Origin of the sequence: Pandoraea bronchicola, assembly GCF_902459805.1 — a bacterium.
Lineage (GTDB): Bacteria > Pseudomonadota > Gammaproteobacteria > Burkholderiales > Burkholderiaceae > Pandoraea > Pandoraea bronchicola.
Genome location: NZ_CABPST010000004.1, coordinates 128,468 through 145,910 on the forward strand (window position 1 = coordinate 128,468; position 17,443 = coordinate 145,910).

The 17,443-nt window shown below is 63.8% G+C and carries 15 protein-coding genes; 7 read left to right on the forward strand and 8 right to left on the reverse strand.

All coding sequences use genetic code 11. The features are described 5' to 3' along the window. Positions 1 to 98 precede the first annotated feature (98 nt). Positions 99 to 1,352: an Hsp70 family protein gene (locus PBR20603_RS10645; protein WP_150559499.1), complete on the forward strand. Its 1,254-nt coding sequence runs from the start codon at positions 99 to 101 to the stop codon at positions 1,350 to 1,352. Positions 1,353 to 1,482: 130 nt separating this feature from the next. Here PBR20603_RS10645 and PBR20603_RS10650 read toward each other — a convergent pair whose 3' ends face one another. The 6 genes from PBR20603_RS10650 to zwf all read right to left on the reverse strand — a co-directional run bounded on the left by PBR20603_RS10650 (position 1,483) and on the right by zwf (position 8,205). Next, positions 1,483 to 2,982, reverse strand: coding sequence for an AMP nucleosidase (locus tag PBR20603_RS10650; protein WP_150559500.1), 1,500 nt, complete (start codon positions 2,980 to 2,982; stop codon positions 1,483 to 1,485). Positions 2,983 to 3,148: 166 nt separating this feature from the next. Continuing rightward, positions 3,149 to 3,358: a dodecin gene (locus PBR20603_RS10655; RefSeq protein WP_150559501.1), complete on the reverse strand. Its 210-nt coding sequence runs from the start codon at positions 3,356 to 3,358 to the stop codon at positions 3,149 to 3,151. Positions 3,359 to 3,404: 46 nt separating this feature from the next. After that, on the reverse strand, positions 3,405 to 3,977 hold the full coding sequence (locus tag PBR20603_RS10660) for a MarR family winged helix-turn-helix transcriptional regulator (RefSeq protein WP_174977873.1): 573 nt from the start codon (positions 3,975 to 3,977) through the stop codon (positions 3,405 to 3,407). A 149-nt stretch (positions 3,978 to 4,126) separates the two neighbouring features. After that, complete coding sequence (locus tag PBR20603_RS10665) at positions 4,127 to 5,998, reverse strand: bifunctional transcriptional regulator/glucokinase (RefSeq protein ID WP_174977874.1); 1,872 nt, start codon at positions 5,996 to 5,998, stop codon at positions 4,127 to 4,129. Next, on the reverse strand, positions 5,976 to 6,653 hold the full coding sequence (gene pgl, locus PBR20603_RS10670) for a 6-phosphogluconolactonase (protein WP_150559503.1): 678 nt from the start codon (positions 6,651 to 6,653) through the stop codon (positions 5,976 to 5,978). Before pgl ends, PBR20603_RS10665 begins: the two co-directional genes overlap by 23 nt. Positions 6,654 to 6,729: 76 nt before the next feature. Continuing rightward, entirely contained in the window at positions 6,730 to 8,205 is a 1,476-nt protein-coding gene (gene zwf / locus PBR20603_RS10675) for a glucose-6-phosphate dehydrogenase (protein WP_150559504.1), read from the reverse strand. Positions 8,206 to 8,496: 291 nt separating this feature from the next. Here zwf and edd point away from each other — a divergent pair, with 291 nt between their 5' ends. The 5 genes from edd to PBR20603_RS10700 all read left to right on the forward strand — a co-directional run bounded on the left by edd (position 8,497) and on the right by PBR20603_RS10700 (position 13,041). Beyond that, entirely contained in the window at positions 8,497 to 10,344 is a 1,848-nt protein-coding gene (gene edd / locus PBR20603_RS10680; RefSeq protein ID WP_174977875.1) for a phosphogluconate dehydratase, read from the forward strand. Positions 10,345 to 10,455: 111 nt separating this feature from the next. Next, positions 10,456 to 10,920 (forward strand): hypothetical protein, encoded by a 465-nt coding sequence (locus PBR20603_RS10685; protein ID WP_150559505.1) that lies wholly within the window; start codon positions 10,456 to 10,458, stop codon positions 10,918 to 10,920. A gap of 67 nt (positions 10,921 to 10,987) precedes the next feature. Further along, the gene (gene dapA / locus PBR20603_RS10690; protein WP_150559506.1) at positions 10,988 to 11,869 is read left to right on the forward strand and encodes a 4-hydroxy-tetrahydrodipicolinate synthase; all 882 of its coding nucleotides are present in this window, start codon (positions 10,988 to 10,990) and stop codon (positions 11,867 to 11,869) included. Positions 11,870 to 11,937: 68 nt separating this feature from the next. Next, on the forward strand, positions 11,938 to 12,465 hold the full coding sequence (locus tag PBR20603_RS10695; protein WP_150559507.1) for a hypothetical protein: 528 nt from the start codon (positions 11,938 to 11,940) through the stop codon (positions 12,463 to 12,465). Positions 12,466 to 12,537: 72 nt separating this feature from the next. Continuing rightward, positions 12,538 to 13,041, forward strand: a complete 504-nt coding sequence (locus PBR20603_RS10700) for a DUF1120 domain-containing protein (protein WP_150559508.1) — start codon at positions 12,538 to 12,540, stop codon at positions 13,039 to 13,041. A gap of 81 nt (positions 13,042 to 13,122) precedes the next feature. Here the strand turns inward: PBR20603_RS10700 and mgtA are convergent, their stop codons facing one another. After that, entirely contained in the window at positions 13,123 to 15,864 is a 2,742-nt protein-coding gene (mgtA, locus tag PBR20603_RS10705) for a magnesium-translocating P-type ATPase (RefSeq protein WP_150559509.1), read from the reverse strand. A gap of 70 nt (positions 15,865 to 15,934) precedes the next feature. Beyond that, positions 15,935 to 16,120, reverse strand: coding sequence for a hypothetical protein (locus PBR20603_RS10710; protein WP_150559510.1), 186 nt, complete (start codon positions 16,118 to 16,120; stop codon positions 15,935 to 15,937). A 594-nt stretch (positions 16,121 to 16,714) separates the two neighbouring features. Here PBR20603_RS10710 and PBR20603_RS10715 point away from each other — a divergent pair. After that, positions 16,715 to 17,317, forward strand: coding sequence for a phosphatase PAP2 family protein (locus tag PBR20603_RS10715; RefSeq protein WP_150559511.1), 603 nt, complete (start codon positions 16,715 to 16,717; stop codon positions 17,315 to 17,317). Positions 17,318 to 17,443 lie beyond the last annotated feature (126 nt).

Genomic DNA, 17,443 nt, shown 5'->3' on the forward strand with positions numbered 1-17,443 from the left:
GGCGGGCACCGGCGATCCCGACGCGTTCCCCCGGCCGCCCGCCCGGCCGTGCTACACTGCCGACCTTTTACGGCTCGCCTGCGCGGGCCGCAAACGCCATGAGTTTTTGCGCCATCGATTTCGGCACTTCGAATTCTGCCGTCGCCGTGCAAGACGGCGCGGCCATGCGTCTGGTCGAACTTGAAGCCGGCTACGGCACATTGCCGACCGCCGTATTTTTCAACGCCGACGAAGGCGGCCGCGCCTCGTTCGGCCGCCAGGCCGTCTCCGATTACGTCGATGGTTACGACGGGCGCCTGATGCGCTCGCTCAAAAGCCTGCTCGGCTCCTCGCTGATCGAGAGCACTACCGATCTCGGCAACGGCTCCGCGATGCGCTACATCGACATCATCGCCACCTTCCTTCGTCACCTGCGCACGCACGCCCTCAAGGCCGACGGCGGCGATCTGCGTCAGGTGGTCATGGGCCGCCCCGTGTTCTTCGTCGACGACGACCCGCGCGCCGACGCCGCCGCGCAACGCTCGCTCGAACAAAGCGCGCGCGATGTGGGCTTCCAGGACGTTCAGTTCCAGTTCGAACCGATTGCGGCCGCCTTCGATTACGAGTCGCGCCTCGACCGTGAGCAGCAGGTACTCGTCGTCGATATCGGCGGCGGTACGTCGGACTTCTCGCTGGTACGCGTTGGGCCGGAGCGCGCTCGCCATCTCGACCGCAAGGGCGACGTGCTCGCCCACCACGGCGTACACATCGCCGGCACCGACTTCGACCGGCGCATCGAACTGGCCACGATCCTGCGCGAACTCGGCTACAAAGCGCTCGGCCCGGACGGCAAGGAAGTGCCCAACCGGATTTATTTCGATCTGGCCACGTGGCATCTGATCAATACGGTCTACACGCCTAAGCGCGTTGGCGAACTGGCGCTCACCGCGCACCTGTACGCCGATCCGGCGCATCACCGGCGCCTCATGCGCACCGTCGAGCAACGCCTGGGGCATGCGCTCGTCGGTCATGCGGAAGACGCAAAGATCGAGGTGTCGTCAGGGGGCGAGACGAGCATCGACCTCTCACTGATCGAACGCGAGTTGACGGTGGCGTTCTCGGAAGCGGGACTGGTCGAAGCGGTCAGCGACGAGATCGCAAGCATCACGGCAGGTGCGGTCCACACGGCCGCGCTGGCAGGACTGCGCGCGGAGGATGTCGATGCGCTCTATTTCACCGGCGGCTCCACTGGCCTGCGCTGCCTGTCCAGCGCGATGTGCGCTGCCTTCCCGAAAGCCACCCCGGTCTTCGGCGACCGGCTCGCCAGCGTGGCGCTGGGGCTGGGCATTCACGCGAAGCGCGTGTTTTCCTGAGCCTCTCCCATTGGGCGCCAGCACTGTCTGGGCATCATGAAAAAAAGCGCGCAGACCTTTCGGTCGCGCGCTTTTTTCATACCGTCCGGCGATCAGCGCAAACGTGACCGTCGCAGCCGCCGGGGCGGCGTTACTGGAACGCGACTTCGTTGAAACTGCGCAGTTTGCGACTATGCAGACGATCCAGGCCGTTATCGCGCAACAGCTCCATCGCCTTCACGCCGATCTTCAAATGCTGGTCGACACGCTCGCGATAGAACCGGTCCGCCATGCCGGGCAGCTTCAGCTCGCCGTGCAGCGGCTTGTCGCTCACGCACAGCAACGTGCCGTATGGCACCCGGAAACGGAAACCGTTCGCCGCGATGGTGGCGCTCTCCATATCGAGCGCAATCGCACGGCTCTGACTCATGCGCTGCACCGGCTCTCGGTGATCGCGCAATTCCCAGTTACGGTTGTCGACGGTGACGACCGTGCCCGTGCGCATCACGCGCTTGAGTTCGAAATCGTCGAGCTGCGTGACATCCGCCACGGCACGCTCAAGGGCAACCTGCACCTCCGCCAGCGGCGGCACCGGCACCCAAAGCGGCAGATCGTCGTCGAGCACGTGATCCTCACGCACGTAGCCGTGCGCCAGACAGTAGTCGCCCAGACGCTGCGAGTTACGCAGCCCGGCGCAGTGTCCCAGCATCACCCAGGCATGCGGACGCAGCACGGCAATGTGATCGGTGATGGTCTTCGCGTTGGACGGACCCACGCCGATGTTCACCATCGTGATGCCGGTGTTGTCCGGCCGCACGAGGTGATACGCCGGCATCTGCGGCAAACGCGGTGGCGGCGTGCCCTGCGCATCGCGCGCACCCAGGTTCTGGTTCCAGTGCGTCACGTTGCCCGGTTCCACGAATGCCGTGTACTGGCTGCGGTACTCGCGCATCGCCGGGTCGTCGGTTGCACTCATCAACTCACGCCCCAGTTCGACGAACTCGTCGATATAGAACTGGTAGTTCGTAAAGAGCACGTAGTTCTGGAAGTTCTCCGGGGACGTCGCCGTGTAATGACGCAAACGTTGCAGCGAATAGTCGACGCGCGGCGCGGTGAACAGCGCGAGCGGCAGGATCTCGTCAGGCAACGGATCGCGCGTGCCGTTCACGATACTGTCATCCATCGTTGCCAGATCGGGCACGTCGAAGACCGTGCGCATGGCGCGCAGGTGCGTCTGATCGAGATCGCCCTCGAGGTACACGCCGTCCTGATAGGCGAAGTGCACGGGGATCGGCTCGTCGGAGACGCCGACCTCAAACGCCACGCCGTGATTGTGTGCCAGGCGTCGAAGCTGTTCGATGTAGTAGCTCTCGAACAGATCCGGTCGCGTGACCGTCGTCTGATAACTGCCCGGACCGGACACAAAGCCATATGACAGGCGCTTGTCCAGTTGGGTAATGTCTTCGGTCGTGATGCGGATGAACGGGTAATGCGCGCTCACACGCCGCGCCTGATCTTTCTGTGTGGAAAAACGTTCGAAAGCAGCGCGAAGATATGCCGTGTTGGCGTCGTAAATCGTCTTCAGGTAGGCGACGGCTTCCACCGGATCGGTGATCGATCGGGTGGCATGGACCGGTTCTTGTTCGGACATGCGCAAACCTCTTCTGTCTTTTTCATGATCTCGAGTATGCGCCTATTGTGACACGACTGGATGACATCCGCGGTGTGCCTGCGTCATGCGTTTTTTCAGGGGCTGAGGTCCTGGATGACGCAGGCAGCGCGGGACGTCGAACGTCGCGGGCAACGGTCTGCCAGGGTCAGTCTTCCAGTCGCACGCCGACCTTGAGCGTGACCTGCCAGTGAGCGACCTTGCCGTCCTCGATGTGACCCCGTGTCTCGATGATCTCGAACCAGTTCAGATTGCGCAACGTCTTGCTCGCGCGCTCGATGGCGCACTTGACCGCATCGTCGATGGACTTGGCCGACGAGCCGGTCAGCTCGATCTGCTTGTACACGTGATTCGTCATGACAGTCTCCGGGGTTGGTTTGGAGACCTCCCATGCTAGGCGTGTGCTACTGCGGGCGCAAGTCGGGGCATTCCGACGTGTCGTCGGGACCGTCAATGGGATGGGAGGCAGAACTCTCGCCTTCGCACGCCGCGGGCGCGCGACGCAACGTTGCCGGCACCACGGTATCGAGCGGCGTTGGCACGACGTTCGTCAGATTGCGGCGCACCTTTTGCAGCAATTGCGTGAGTTGCACCGTCTCGAAGGCCGTCAGCCCGTGCAGCGCTTCATTGCGCACCTCGTCGGACAGCATGCGAACAACCTGCAACTGCTCGGCTGCCGAGCGGGTGACAAACAGCCGTTCGATACGCGGATCGCGAGCGTCGGGACGACGGCGTACCCAACCCGCCTCCTCCATGCGCTCAAGCACGCGGGCGAGAATATGCGGCGGGGTTTCGAGAATATCGCCCAACACACTTTGACTCACGCCACGATTGGCGTTGAGAAAGACGAGCAGGCGGCATTGCGCACGTGTCATCGGCAGCGCGCGTTGCGCAAACTGCTCGAAACGGCGCCCGAACAGACGCTGGATGTCTGCTACGAGAAAGCCGAAACGTTGGCCGGAATCGGACACTTTCATATCCGGCATCATACTTAACATGTTTACTAATATCAAGCGACCGGGGTATCGGCACAGCACCTCGAAGCCTGCTGATGTGGGAATGGCCACGGTGTGCGCCGTGGCCATTCGATTTTCCGCCTGTCGATCGACCGGAATCCGGACGGATTTCAATCGGCCGTCGACACGGCCGAATCCTGGCCGCTGCCGTGTCCCAGCCAGTCGAGCGCGCCCTCGCCCGCCGTCTCCGCCCCCGGCCCGGCACGACGTATCGCAACGCCGACCGCCAGCACGTCGATAGCGGCGAGATGCAGAATCCGCGCGATCATGGTCACGTGCGCGCCCATCGTCTCGACGTGGTCGTTCGGCAACACGAGGGTCGCCTTGCGCGCCAGCGGCGAGTTGCGCGCCGTGAGTGCGATGACTTTCGCGCCACGTGCCACCGCAATGTCGACGGCACGGTTCAGGTCCGCCGAGCGCCCCGATGCGGAAATCGCGACCACGACGTCGCCGTCCCGCAATAACCCCGCCGACGCCTGCAACAGGTACGGGTCGCCATAGGCGATCGTGGGCATACCGAAGCGGAAGAACTTGTAGTGGGCATCTTGCGCGATGACCCCGGAATTGCCCAGACCGTAAAACTCGATGCGGTGCGCGCCATCTAGCAGCGTGACAGCCGCCTCGACCGTGCGTGCGTCGAGATGCTCGCGCATCTGAAGAATCGACGACACGGTGTTGTCGAGCACCTTTGCACTGAACTCTGCCGCAGAGTCTCCCACGTGCACCTGACCGTGACGCACAGGTAGTGTCCCCGTCAGCGCGCTCGCAAGTTTGAGTTTGAAGTCCGACAACCCCTGACAGCCGAGCTTGCGGCAAAAGCGGATGACCGTGGGCTGGCTCACCCGCGCGAGACGGGCAATTTCCGACACCGGCTCCGCAAGCAATGCGCGCGGCTGCTTTAGCGTGAGCTCCGCTACTCGCTGCTCGGCCGGACTCAACCGGTCGCGCAAGCGATGCAGACGGTCGATCAGGGCGCCCGCACCTGCCGCATGTGTGCCAAGTTGCTCGGCAAGAATGGCGGACGTGCCGAGAAACGCCGGGTGATCCGCCGTGATCACGTACGTCGGAATCTTCTTCAGGTAGCCTTCGAAACGGCCCTTCGCCTCGAAGCGCTGACGAAACGGCGAGTCCTCGAACAGCTTGCCGAGCTTCGGAATCACGCCGCCGCCCAGATACACCCCGCCGACGGCGCCCAACGACACCGCGACATTGCCTGCGAGCGTGCCAAGCATCGCGCAGAAGCAATCGACCGTCTCGCGCGCGAGCGCATCGCCTGCCTGGGCGAGCTTCACAATGGCGGGCGTCTCCAGCGGCTTCACGTCACGCGCCGCCCGATCCGCCAGCGCCTGATAGACGAGCGCCATGCCGGGGCCCGCAACGAGCCGCTCGAACGACACGTGCGCGAAGTGCTTCCACGCATAGCGCAACACGTCGACTTCGCGCTCGTCGGCCGGTGCAAAGGTGGTATGGCCGCCCTCGCTACCCAGCGCGATCCAGCGATCTCCCGCCGGAATGAGACCGGACACGCCAACGCCGGTGCCCGGGCCAAGCAGACCAATCACGCCATTGGGCTGCGGCTCTCCTGCCCCCACCTGCCGCTTCTGCGCATCGGACAAGTAAGGCAGCGCCATCGCGAGCGCAGTGAAATCGTTGACGACCAGCAGCGTCTCGAAGCCTAGCGCGCGACGCGTCGCTTCAATCGAGAAGTGCCAGTCGCGATTCGTCATGCGAATCTCGTCGCCTTCGATTGGATTGGCGATGGCAATCGCGGCGTGCTGCACCGGTTCGGCGTGATCGGCCTCGTCAAGATAGGCGCGAATGACTTCGGGAACACCGGAATAATCGTCGCAGGCATAGTCCCGGATCTCGACGAGATCGCCAGGCGAAATTTCCAGCGCGAAACGGGCGTTGGTGCCGCCGATATCGGCCAGCAGTCGCGGACCACTCACGTGCGGCGGATTACTCCTCACTCCAGAAGACATCGATCTTCACTCCTTCACGGTGGATCAGCCGGGAGATGGCGTTGTCCTGTTCCTCGGTTTGCGCCGCTTCGAGCACTGCGCGTTTGGCGGGGCCTTGAATCTGCAGAATGAGATGCTCGCAAGCCGCCAGCGCCGCAAGCGACCACGACACGCGCAGATACGGCGCACGCTGCGGCTGCACGAGCACGAATTTGTGGCGAGTGGTGATGGCGTCGTGCCATTGCGGGGCGTCGGCGAAGAGCGACGCCGTATGACCGTCCTCCCCCATGCCAAGCACGCACACTTGCGGCACGCCGTGCGTCCAGGTGTCGTTGAGGGTCTGCACTTGCAGCGAGGCGTCGGTCTCTGTGTGGACAAGCGGCAGCCATTGCGCGCCCTTGGCGCCGGGCAGCAGCGTCTCGGCAACCAGACGAGCATTGCTCTCGGCATGCGTCGGCGGCAGCCAACGGTCGTCGACGAGCGTGATGTCGATGTCGCGCCACGCCACGGGCAACCGGGCCAGTTGGGAAAGAAATGCCTTGGGACTCGTGCCGCCCGACACCGCGAGTAACGCGCGCGGGCGAATGGTCAGCGCTTCGTCGAGCCTCGCCACGACCGCGTTGGCGAGCGCCAGCGCCTGCGCCTCACGCGTGGGGAATGTGCGCCAGTGAATCATGCGTGTCTGCCTCCGGTTTGCTTGGCTGCGGACTGGCTGCGCCGGACGATGACTGCACCTCGCCCGGCGATCCGTCTCAGTTGTCTTCTTCGACCCAGCTCGAGCCGTACTGCGCAAGCAGCGCGCTGGCGGCGGGCGGCCCCCATGTCCCGGCGGCGTAACGCTTCGGGCCCTTGCGCTGACGCGACCAATGCGCCTGGATCGGTGCGACCCAACGCCAAGCGTGCTCCTGCTCATCTCGCCGGACAAAGAGTGCGAGACGCCCATTGATGACGTCGAGCAACAAACGCTCGTACGCATCCATCCTGTGCCCCTTGAAGAACTGGTCGAATGCCAGATCGAGGTGGACCGATTGCAGCGTCATGCCTTCGCCCGGCTGCTTCGCCAGACAGTTCAGCCGCATGGACTCGTCCGGCTGCAGACGGATGACGAGACGATTCGCGCCCGGGTGCGCCGTTGCCTCGCCTAGCAGCGGATAGGGAGTCGCGCGATAGTTGACGACGATCTCCGCCACGCGCTCACCCAGGCGCTTGCCGGTGCGCAGGAAGAACGGCACGCCCGCCCAGCGCCAGTTGTCGATATCGACCTTGAGCGCAACGAACGTCTCCGTCTGGCTGTCGGCCGGCACCCCCGGCTCGTCGTCATAGGCCGGCACCGCCGTCTTGTCGATAGCGCCCGCGCCGTACTGGCCGCGCACCACGTTGCGGGCGACCGTTTCGTCGTTGAGCGGGCGCAGCGAACGCAAGACGCGCAGCTTCTCGTCGCGCACGGCATCGGCGTCCATCGACAGCGGCGGCTCCATGGCGACGATGGCCAGCAGTTGCAGCAGATGGTTCTGCACCATGTCGCGCAGCGCGCCGGTCTGTTCGTAGAACTCGCCACGTCCCTCAACGCCGATGGCCTCGGCAATCGTGATCTGAATACTCTCGATCAGTTCACGCCGCCACAACGGCTCGAAAATCGCATTCCCGAAACGCAGCGCCAGCAGGTTCTGCACCGCCTCTTTTCCGAGGTAATGGTCGATGCGATAGATCTGGTCTTCACGGAAGATCGCGCCCACGGCATCGTTGATCGCCACCGACGAGGCCAGGTCATGCCCCAACGGCTTCTCGAGCACGATACGGCTGTTTTCGTTGAGCTGGGCGCTGCGCAGTCCTTCGCAGATGGGGATGAACAGCGAGGGGCCCGTCGCCAGATAGAAGATCCGCACGCCCTGGCGCGCGATCAGACGCTCGGCCAGCGCCCCGAACTCCTCCTCCCGGCCAAGATCGAGCGGCATGTAGTCGATGGTGGCGAGAAAGCGCTTCCAGGCGTCCTCGTCCCAGACGTCGGGCTTGATATGTTCACGCGCATGTTCCTCGCACCATGCGCGGTACGAAGCGGCATCCATCGGTTTGCGGGAGATAGCCAGAATGTGGCCGGTATCGGCGGCGGCGTCCGAACCCAGTTGGCCCGTGCGGAACGCCCGGAACAGCGCTGGCAGGACTTTGCGCAGTGACAAATCGCCGGTGGCGCCGAACAACACAAAGGTATAGGGTGAAGGCGTGTTCATAGAGAGCGTGGACTCCGTACAACCGGGCACTCCGCATTGACACTGCCCGACGACGGCCGAACTTGGCAGGCGCCCGGATGTCACTGAAGAAGCGCAACTTTGACACTGCATTGTAGTTTAACTACACTTCGAATCAACAAAATCTCGTGCTTTGACTACATCATCTGCCGATGATCTAGGACAGGGCATAACGTCAAGCCAGCATGCGAATGGTGTCGCCGGCGTCGAACGCGTCACCCCGCGTCACCCGCGTCATCCGCATCGGGCGACCCACAACGTCCCGGAATCACCATGACCCAGCCTTCGCACAACGTGTCGCTGCATCCGGTGGTACAACGCGTGACCGAGCGCCTCATCGAGCGCAGCCGGTCGTCCCGTCAGGCTTATCTGGAAGGCGTCAGCCGCGCCACGCAGGGGCAGCCGGGGCGCGAAACGCTGGGGTGCGCCAATCTCGCGCACGCGTTGGCCGCCGCGCCCGCCGACGACCGCCTCAAGATCCGCACTGAGCGCACGCCCAATATCGGCATCGTCACCGCCTATAACGACATGCTTTCGGCGCACGCGCCGTTCGCCGAGTTCCCCGACATCATCAAGTCCGCCGCGCGGGCGCATGGCGCGAGCGCGCAAGTGGCCGGCGGCGTACCCGCGATGTGTGATGGCGTGACGCAGGGCTATGCGGGGATGGAACTCTCGCTGTTCTCGCGCGACGTGATCGCGATGGCCTCGGTCATCGCGCTCTCGCATCAGATGTTTGACGCCGCCATGTTCCTCGGCGTGTGCGACAAGATTGTGCCGGGGCTGGTGATCGCCGCACAGGCGTTCGGCCATCTGCCAGCCGTTTTCTCTCCGGCCGGCCCGATGCCGTCGGGGTTGCCCAACGACGAGAAGTCGCGCATCCGGCAGGAATACGCCGCCGGCCGCATCACGCGCGCGGCGCTGCTCGACGCCGAACTGGCCGCGTATCACACGGAAGGCACCTGCACGTTCTACGGCACGGCCAACAGCAATCAAATGCTCATGGAGTTCATGGGGCTGCATCTGCCGGGCGCGTCCTTCATCAACCCGCATACGCCACTGCGCCATGCGCTCACGCAGGCCGCGACCGCTCGCGCCGTGGCGCTGGCGAATTCCGGCATCAATACGTCTCACATTCTTGATGAGCGGGCGTTCATCAACGGTGTTGTCGGCCTGCTCGCCACGGGCGGATCGACCAACCATACGCTGCATCTTGTCGCCATGGCTCACGCGGGCGGCATTCTGCTCGACTGGCAGGACTTCGCCGATCTGTCGGACGTCACGCCGCTGCTCGCTCATGTCTATCCGAACGGCAAGGCCGACGTGAATCAGTTCCACGCCGCAGGCGGCCTGAACTTTCTCATCCGGGAATTGCTTGATGCCGGTTTTCTGCATAACGATGTGACGACCGTCATGGGCCACGGTCTGCGCGCCTATACACAGGAGGCCTTTCTGCGCGACGACGTGCTTTCCTGGCAAGACGCCCCCAAGGACAGCCTCGACGAGAACATCGTGCGGCCGGCCGCCAGGCCGTTCGCACGCGAAGGCGGTTTGCGCATGCTGGAGGGCAATCTGGGCCGCGCGGTCATCAAGTCGTCCGCCGTCAAGCCGGAGCACCAGAAGGTGCGCGCCCCGGCTCGCGTATTTTCCGATCAGGAGTCCGCACAGGCCGCGTTCAAGGCGGGGGAATTGACGCGCGACGTGATCGTTGTGGTGCGCTTCCAAGGGCCGCGCGCGAACGGCATGCCGGAGCTGCACAAGCTCATGCCGATGCTCGGCCTGCTGCAAGACGAAGGCCACCACGTGGCGCTGGTGACCGACGGACGGATGTCGGGTGCGTCGGGCAAGGTACCGGCGGCCATCCATCTGTCACCGGAAGCGGAGCAAGGCGGCATGCTCGCCCGCGTGCAGGACGGCGACATCCTCGTCATCGACTGCGAAAGCAACGTGCTGCATTGTGAAGTCGACGACGCTACGCTCGCTGCACGCACCCCGGTGCCGGTGCCGCAACGGCCGTTCGATCCGTGGCGCAACGTGTTCCGGCGCTTCCGCGACAATGTCGGCGCTGCACCACACGGCGCCTGCGTGCTGTTCAACGATGCAGAGTATCCCAAGCCGCACTGACGCGCAGCGCCGCCACCTTGCCCGTAGGGCGTCAAAATCTTGACGCCTTTTTTACCCGCGCCTCCCTAGACTGGCCTCGTTGTCACTCTTGTCGTCAATCGACACGTTGCCATGCCTACCCTTGCTCAGCGCGCCAGCCTTGAACCTCCCGGTGCAAACACCACCTCGGCCGACGCCTTCCATGCCTACGGTGCAACGCCCGCCCAAGCGGCGCGCGCTTCGGTTACCGCGACTGGCACTGCCATCGGCGCTACGCCGGCGAGCACGCAAACTTTTCCCCCGATCGACGTTTTCGCAGCACCGCGGCAACGCAATCGACACACCCCTCGCGTGCGTCTCGACGCGACGCTCGACATCACGCTTAGCCGCGCCGCCGTCTCGACGCTCGCCATCACCCTGGCGATGAGTCTGCCGCTGCCGTGGCGCGTCGAGACGATCCGCCCGATTCGGCGCGATACGGCTGCTGTGGTGTCGATCGCATTGCCGCGAATCGAAGCCTCGCGGGCGATGCACGCCGTCATGCAATCGTTGCCGGAAGCGGAGTTCGGCGCGCTGCGTCTGCGCCCTGCTGCCTGAGCATTCGGTCTCCTGACGATTGCTCGATGCTTCTCGCATTCCCCAGACAACCCTGCTCCACCCTGTTATGAACACTGCCATCTTCGAAGGCGTGTGGATTCCACTCGTCACGCCCATGACCGGCGCTAATGGCGCTCAGATCGATCGCAACGCGTTCGCGCGCCTGGTCGATTATTACCTTGCTGCGGGAGTGAACGGCCTCGTCGTGGCCGGCACTACGGGGGAAGGCACCCTGCTGGATGACGACGAGCGCCGCTGGCTTGTCGAGACGGCCTGCCATCTCGCACGTGGGCATGCCCCGGTAGTGGCCGGTGTCGGCGCCGCCGACACGGCCAATGCTGCGCGGCAGATACGCAGCCTCGAAGACCTGTCGCTTGCCGGGTATCTCGTGCCCCCGCCGTATTATCTGCGTCCGTCGCAGGAGGGCATTCTCTGGCACTACCGCACGCTGGCGGGCGGCACGCGCAAGCCGCTGGTGCTCTACAACGTGCCGCTGCGCACGGGCGTGACGCTCAGCGTAGAGACGATCCGCGAGTTGGCATCGCACGATGCGTTCGCGGCGATCAAGGAGTGCGACGCGCATCCGCTCCTGCATCTGCCGTCGCAGGTCTCCATGCGCGTGCTGTGCGGCGACGACATGCAGTTGCTGCCTGCCCTGCAAGCCGGGGCGACGGGATGCATCTCGGCGGCGGCTCACGTGCGTCCCGACCTCTATCTGAAGCTGCTCCGATACGTGCGTGACGGCGACATGGCCCACGCGACGACACTCTTCAACGGCATGAAGCCCCTCATTCGCCGGCTGTTCGCCGAGCCGAATCCGGTGGCGATCAAAGCCGCACTCGCCTCGCTGGGGCTATGTGCGCAGACGGTTCGCCGTCCGCTCATGCCTTGCACGCCCGCGCTTCACAAAGAGATCGACGCCCAACTCGAAGTGACGATGGCGTTCTGAATGCGCATGCCGTTCGTCACAACGCGTTAGCACGTCTGCCCGAAAGCCCTTACGACAGGACTCCCGTTATGGATGACATCGAACAGCGCCACCGCTGCGTCGCCCGTCTGCTCATCAAGCTCTCGGGCACGACGTTAGCCCGGCTCGCTTATGCGACCGGCATCACAGGCAACACGATTTCGCGCTGGGTGCACGGTGACCACTGCGCGTTGGGGCCGCAGGGCCGCGACAAGCTGTTCACGGCGCTGGGTGCTTACAGCGACGGCACTCACGTACGACTCGCCCCGCGTGCCACGGGCGCCGCACAACCGGTGTTTCAGATCAACGGCCTCGTGCAGGCCGAGCGTTTCGCCACCCTCGCCGCGCTGACGATGACGCGGTTCGTCGCCGCGCGGGAGACATGTCAGGGCAAGACACTCGTGAGCGTTGTCACGGACATCAGCGGGCAGACCACGGCGCTGCTCGTCGGCACGCGCGAAGCGCTCGATGAGTTGTATGCGGAACTGGGGATCGTGGTCTCGCCGAAACGCCGTTTGGAGGCAAGCCTCCGCACTTACGCTTCAGGCAATGAAGCGGCGCGTCTACACTCTAACTGACCGCAATTGGCGTAGATCGAAGCCGATTACCGGCTATCCATTTTTGGCCCCCCGTCAACGATGGAGCGTGTCATGACGACAGACCGCATCAACAAGCGCATGAAGGTATACGCCACGCAAGGCTGGCAGGACACGGGATACAGGATTGGCGCACAACCTGCGCCGAAGGTGATCCTGCGAGCCGAAGGCGAATGGTGTACGCGCACGGACGACCGCAAGTTCGGACGCCGCGACGCCGACGGGCGCACGCCGAATTCCGGCGCGACATATCTGCATAAGGTTTCAGGCGACGAAGGGTATCCGTATCACGGCCCTGATGCGCTGATGGGTCAGTTGATTGGACGATTCGGCAAGGACGGCGAGCCGTTCCTCATCGGCAAGCACAAGTCGTTCCGTGTCGATGGGATGCCCTCGGACGTGTCGCTGTGGCTATGCTGCAACGATCCGTTGGGAAGCGCCAAACGCGACAACGATGGTGCGCTCGACGTGACACTCGAACTGGACGACGCCCGTGACGTCTTCGCGCCCCGCAGCCAGCACTTTGACCGCCCGTCAGGGACTTGGGTTGATGATTGAGGGTCGCGGCACCGCGCAATGCGAGTACCAGCGGCGACCTCTTCGCCGCTGGTCTTGCGCACCGCACGGAAACGAGCCACCTCACTGCCACCCGAACCGTCGCGCGAACACGCCTTTCATCGTCTGCGTGAGCACGGCGTAGGCGAGCAGGATGGCGGCGAGCATCGGGAAGTACGCAAGCGGCAGTGCCTGCATCTTGAACGTGTCAGCGAACGGCGACATCGGCAGCATCAGGCCAATCAGCATGACCGCGCCCGTCATCAGCAACAGCGGCCACGCAGCGCGGCTCTGCACGAACGGAATGCGGCGCGTGCGGATCAGGTGAACGATCAGCGTCTGCGACAGCAACCCTTCAACGAACCAGCCCGATTGGAAGAGTGTCTGGTGCTCGGCACTGTTCGCCCCGAACAAATGCCACATCGCCACGAACGTCAGCACGTCGAAAATCGAGCTGATCGGGCCGAAGAACACCATGAAGCGCGACAGATCCGCCGGGTTCCAGCGCTGCGGCCGCGTCAATTGCTCGTCATCGACGTTGTCGAACGGAATCGTTGTCTGCGACAAATCGTAAAGCAGGTTCTGCGTGAGCAATTGCAGCGGCAACATCGGCAGGAACGGTAAAAAGGCGCTCGCGATCAGTACCGAGAAGACATTGCCGAAGTTCGAACTGGCCGTCATCTTGATGTACTTGAGCATGTTCGCGAACGTGCGCCGCCCTTCGATCACGCCCTGCTCGAGCACCATCAGGCTCTTCTCCAGCAAGATCAGATCGGCGGCTTCCTTGGCGATGTCCACCGCCGTGTCGACCGAAATGCCGATGTCGGCCGCACGCAAGGCCGGTGCATCGTTGATGCCGTCGCCCATGAAACCGACCACGTGACCATTGGCACGCAGCGTTCGAACCAGACGCTCCTTGTGCGCCGGCGTGAGCTTGGCGAACACATTGGCACGCTCGACCGTTTGCGACAGTTCGGCGTCGCTCATTGCCTCGATATCGTCGCCCAGCACGCAGCCATTTACCTTCAGGCCAACTTCCCGGCAGACCTTCGCCGTCACGAGATCGTTGTCGCCCGTGAGCACCTTGACGTCGACGCCTGCCGCCGCGAGCGCCATCAATGCGGGCGCCGTCGACTCCTTGGGCGGATCGAGAAACGCGATATACCCGACGAGCACGAGGTCGCTCTCGTCCGCAATTCCGTAACTATCACGCACCGGCGGCAAGTGGCGCGTCGCCACCGCCACCACGCGCAGCCCCTCGGCGTTCAGATCGGCCGTCACGCGACGCAAGCGAGCCAACACATCAGGCGTGAGCGGCTCGACATTCGCGCCATGCAGCACGCGGTCGCATACTGCCATCACCTCTTCCACTGCCCCTTTGCAAATCAGCTCGTGGTGCGCACCGTTCTCACTGACGACCACCGACATGCGACGGCGCTGGAAGTCGAACGGAATCTCGTCGATCTTGCGGTAACGGTTGACCACATCCAGGCGCTGATGCAACTCCGCGTGATCGAGCACAGCCACGTCGAGCAGGTTCTTCAGACCCGTCTGGTAGAAGCTGTTCAGATAGGCATACTCGAGCACGTCTTCGGAGGCGTGCCCCCAGACATCGGTGTGACGCTCGAGGCAGATCTTGTCTTGCGTGAGCGTGCCGGTCTTGTCCGTACACAGCACGTCCATCGCGCCGAAGTTCTGGATCGCATCGAGCCGTTTGACGATCACCTTCTTGCGCGAGAGCACGACCGCGCCCTTGGCGAGCGTGGCCGTCACGATCATCGGCAGCATTTCCGGCGTCAGGCCCACCGCCACCGACAGCGCGAACAGCGAGGCTTCGAGCCAGTCGTGTTTGGTGAAACCGTTGATGAGCAGCACGATGGGCGTCATGACCATCATGAAGCGAATCAGCACCCACGACACGCGGTTCACGCCTTGCTGGAACGACGTCACCGTCGGTTGCAACGCCGTGACACGTTGCGCGAGCGAGCCAAAGAAAGTGCGCGCCCCGGTCGCCACCACCACCGCCGTGGCCGAGCCGCTGACTACGTTCGTCCCCATAAACGCGAGGTTGTCGTAAGCGAGCGGGTTGCTCCCGCCCGACTCGCAGGCGTGCGCAAATTTCTCGACGGGCAGCGCCTCGCCAGTGAGCGCCGATTGCGAGACGAACAAGTCCTTGGCCGCGAGCATGCGAACGTCCGCCGGAATCATGTCGCCTGCCGCGAGCAGCACAATGTCGCCCGGCACGAGTTCGGCCAACGGAATTTCACGGCCCACGCGCCCCAGACGGCGCACGTTGTCAGCCTCTGCGCCTCCATCGCCCGAAATTTCGCGACGCAGCACAGTGGCCGTCGTGCTCACCATCGCCTTGAGCTTCTCGGCCGCCTTGTTCGAACGCGCTTCCTGCACAAATCGCAACACCGTGGAAATGATCACCATCGACGCGATGATGATCGTTCCCTCGGTGTCGTCGGTCGCATAAGACACAGCGGCCAGCGCCGAGAGCAGCAGATTGAACGGATTGCGGTAACAGTTGAACAGGTGCCGCCACCAGGGCAACGGCTTCTCGTGTTCGACTTCGTTAGCGCCGACATGCGCGCGCACGTTGGCCGCTTCGTCGTCGGACAGGCCGTCGCGGGTAGTACTCAGGCGTGCGAGCAGATCCGGGCCGGCGTCGCGGGCGGCGTCGACGAGACCGGGCGGTGCCTCGTGGCCGTGCGCGGGCGCATCGAGGGTTTCGAGCATGTCGCGGCGACGGAAGAAGCGCAGGCCAAGGCGCGCGCCAAGCACCGTAATCAGCCGCTCGCTGAGCGTGAGAGCTTGTTGCATCGGATACATCCTGAAAATGCTGAGAGGCACCAGCGGATAGCCGGTGCCCCGGGAACGTCTTGAGGTGGCGTCAACCCGCCGCTTTTTCGCGGCGAACGAACGCCCGCAGCCACTGCCCGAGACGCGCCCCCGCGCCCGGACGCACCGATACCGTGGCGTCCGGATGCGGATCGACGTGATAGTGATGCAGGCACTCGCTCGGCAGCATCAGGGCTTGCGGATTGCCTCCGCGAAGGGTCATGGAGTAACGGAACACGATGAATCTCCCGGCCGCGCGGCAATCTGCCCGGCGCAAGCGATGGGTTCGTGCTTCCCGGCCGATGCTCAACGGCAAACGGCCCGAAAACGAACACACGCGCACGGCAGGACAGCCCGAACGGCAGATGTACAACTAATTAGGGAGCGTGCTACGAAAGATGGACGCCATCGGTACAGCCCAATAAAACCCGTTGACGCGCCGGCCAAGGGATAGGGCAATCGAGACGTACATCAGAGGTGCGCGCCAACCCGGCTATGCGAGTTAGCGGCAGGGAAGATCCCGGGGACTAACTCGCGGTGATGGTGTCGACCTGCGCCGACCGGCAACTACCACTAGAACTACTGTCCACGGAAGGACCTCCTGAGAGCTATGACGGCGCGATTTTACCCCCGAGTGCGTCGAAAGAAAAGTGACAATTCAACGTGTTACAAAATGATGACAAATGCAACTTTCCAACGGAAAGCGGCTCAGTCAGAATTCGTCATGTTTTCGTCACAATCCGCCTGCCGGCGGCCGTCGATGCACCGGCACTGCGTGTAGCCCGGTAGCGCCCCGGACGACCGGTGGTCACATTCTCGCCTCCCGGACTTCATGGATTCGTTCAACCGCGCCCTCTTTCTGGCCATCAATGCCTCGCCCGATGTGAGCGAAGGCGAACTGGCCGTCGCCATCTTCCTCGCCAAGTATCTGATTCTCCTGCTGCCGGCAGGACTGGCCACGCTATGGCTCGCAGGCGGGCGTGACCGCGAGAGCGCCGTGCACGGCCTGCTCGGTGTGGGGCTCGTGCTGATGGTCAACTTCGTCATCGGGCTGGCCTGGTTCGAACCGCGGCCGTTCGCCGCCGGTCTGGGCACCAACCTGCTCGCCCATGCCCCCACGAGTGCCTTTCCCAGCAACCACGCGTCGATCATGTTCACGTCGGCATTCGTCCTGATGAGCGCCGTGGCGCGCACGCCTCGCCTGCTCGGCCGGCTGCTGCTGATTTGCGCGCTGCCGGTGTGCTGGGCACGCGTCTATCTCGGCGTTCACTGGCCGGTGGACATGCTCGGCGGACTGATGGTGTCGATTGTGGTGGCACTCATCATGCGCACGGCGAGTGCGCGCGAAACGAGCCGTATCGTCTCGGCAATCCTCGAAGGCATCTATCGCCGGTTGATGGCATGGCCAATCGCGCGCGGCTGGCTGCGTCGCTGAAACAACGGGACGTGGAATACGTGAGAACTGCCGCGGGAACTGGCGCAGGAACTGGCGCAGGAACGACGAGGAACTTCGGAAGTGCGGGGAACGTTGGGAGACTCGGGAGATCCGAATCTCCCAATG